This is a genomic window from Mycobacterium sp. E2479 (genome assembly GCF_001667925.1).
Lineage (GTDB): Bacteria > Actinomycetota > Actinomycetes > Mycobacteriales > Mycobacteriaceae > Mycobacterium.
Window position 1 is genome coordinate 1 of sequence record NZ_LZJR01000066.1, and the last position, 1501, is coordinate 1501.

Consider the following 1501-nt stretch of genomic DNA (forward strand, 5'->3'; position numbering starts at 1 on the left):
ACGCTCTCGGGAACCAGGCCGAGCACGTGCAGAAGTCGTTCGATCAGATGGACACCACCCGCAGCAGGCGGGTGCTGCTGGAGGGCTGGGAAAAGTTCCACGAGCCGGTGGACCGGATCGTGTCGATCGGCGCGTTTGAGCACTTCGGTCGCCAGCGCTACGGCCGCTTCTTCAAGATGGCCTACCAAGCGCTGCCGCCAGGCGGAGTGATGTTGCTGCACACCATCGTTCGGCCGTCGTTCAGGGATGCCCGCGCCAGGGGCATGAAACTGACCCACGAGATCGTCCAGTTCTCGCAATTCATCCTGGCCGAGATCTTTCCCGGCGGCTGGCTGCCGACCCCGCAGACCGTCGGCGAATACGGGGTCACGGCGGGCTTCGACCTGACCCGGGTCCAGTCGCTGCAGTTGCACTACGCCAGGACACTGGATCTATGGGCCGAGGCGCTCGAGGCGAATCGCGAGCAGGCGTTGGCCATCCAGTCTCAGGAGGTCTACGACCGCTACATGAAGTACCTCACCGGCTGCGCGAAGCTGTTCCGGGAGGGCTACACCGACGTCAACCAGTTCACGTTGGAGAAGTGACCGGCTCACCATAGGCACTCAGCCCCAACGGATCACCGTTGTGCGCTGAAATGCTGTGAGCTACTTGACCAACGTGAATTGCCCCACGTTGCTGATGCCCTTGCGGAAGAAGTTCTCGCACCCGGTCAGATAGTGCATGTACTTGTCGTAGATCTCCTGGGACTGGAGAGCGATCGCCTTCTCCTTGTTGGCTTCCAGATTCGCCGCCCAGATGTTGAGGGTCCGCGCGTAATGCTCCTGCAGCAGCTGCACCCGCTCGATCGAGAAGCCCGCGGCCTCGCCGAATTTGAAAATGTCTTTCTGCGCCGGCAACTGACCCCCGGGGAAAATCTCCTGGCCGATGAAGCGCGCGAATCGAATATCGCTCATCGTCAATGTGACGCCCAGTGCGGGATATTCCTGCCAGTGATACATCAAGATCGTATGCAAAAGCATCCGGCCATCATCGGGAAGGATGTCGTAGGCGCGTTCAAAAAATGCGGAATAGCGTTCCATCTTGAATGCTTCGAAGGCGCCGATGGAGACAATCCGGTCGACTTTGTCTTCGAACTCTTCCCAGCCCTGCAGGCGCACCTCGATGTTGCGGTTGGTCGGCAGGCCGGCCAGCTTGTTCTTGCTGTACTCGAACTGGTTGCGGCTCAGCGTAATTCCGATGACATTGACGTCATATTTCTCGACAGCCCGCTTCAGCGCGCCGCCCCAACCGCAACCGATGTCGAGCAGCGTCATCCCGGGCTCGAGGTTCAGCTTTCCCAATGCCAGGTCGAACTTCGCAATCTGCGCTTCTTCGAGCGTCATGTCATCACGCTCGAAATAGGCACACGTGTAACCCATCGTGGCATCCAGGAACAGTCGGAAGAAGTCGTCGGACAAGTCGTAATGAGCTTGCACATTTCCAAAATGCGGCGTGAGCTGCA

The 1501-nt window shown here is 59.2% G+C and carries 2 protein-coding genes; one reads left to right on the forward strand and one right to left on the reverse strand.

Annotated elements, in window-relative coordinates; all coding sequences use genetic code 11:
* The coding region (locus A5686_RS07835; RefSeq protein ID WP_067932796.1) for a class I SAM-dependent methyltransferase at positions 1-584 on the forward strand (584 nt) is incomplete at its 5' end.
* Between the two features lie 60 nt (positions 585-644).
* Here the strand turns inward: A5686_RS07835 and A5686_RS07840 are convergent.
* Positions 645-1475 carry a cyclopropane mycolic acid synthase family methyltransferase gene (locus A5686_RS07840; RefSeq protein ID WP_082947530.1) on the reverse strand — a complete coding sequence of 277 codons (831 nt, stop codon included), beginning with the start codon at positions 1473-1475 and terminating at the stop codon, positions 645-647.
* Between the last annotated feature and the right edge of the window lie 26 nt (positions 1476-1501).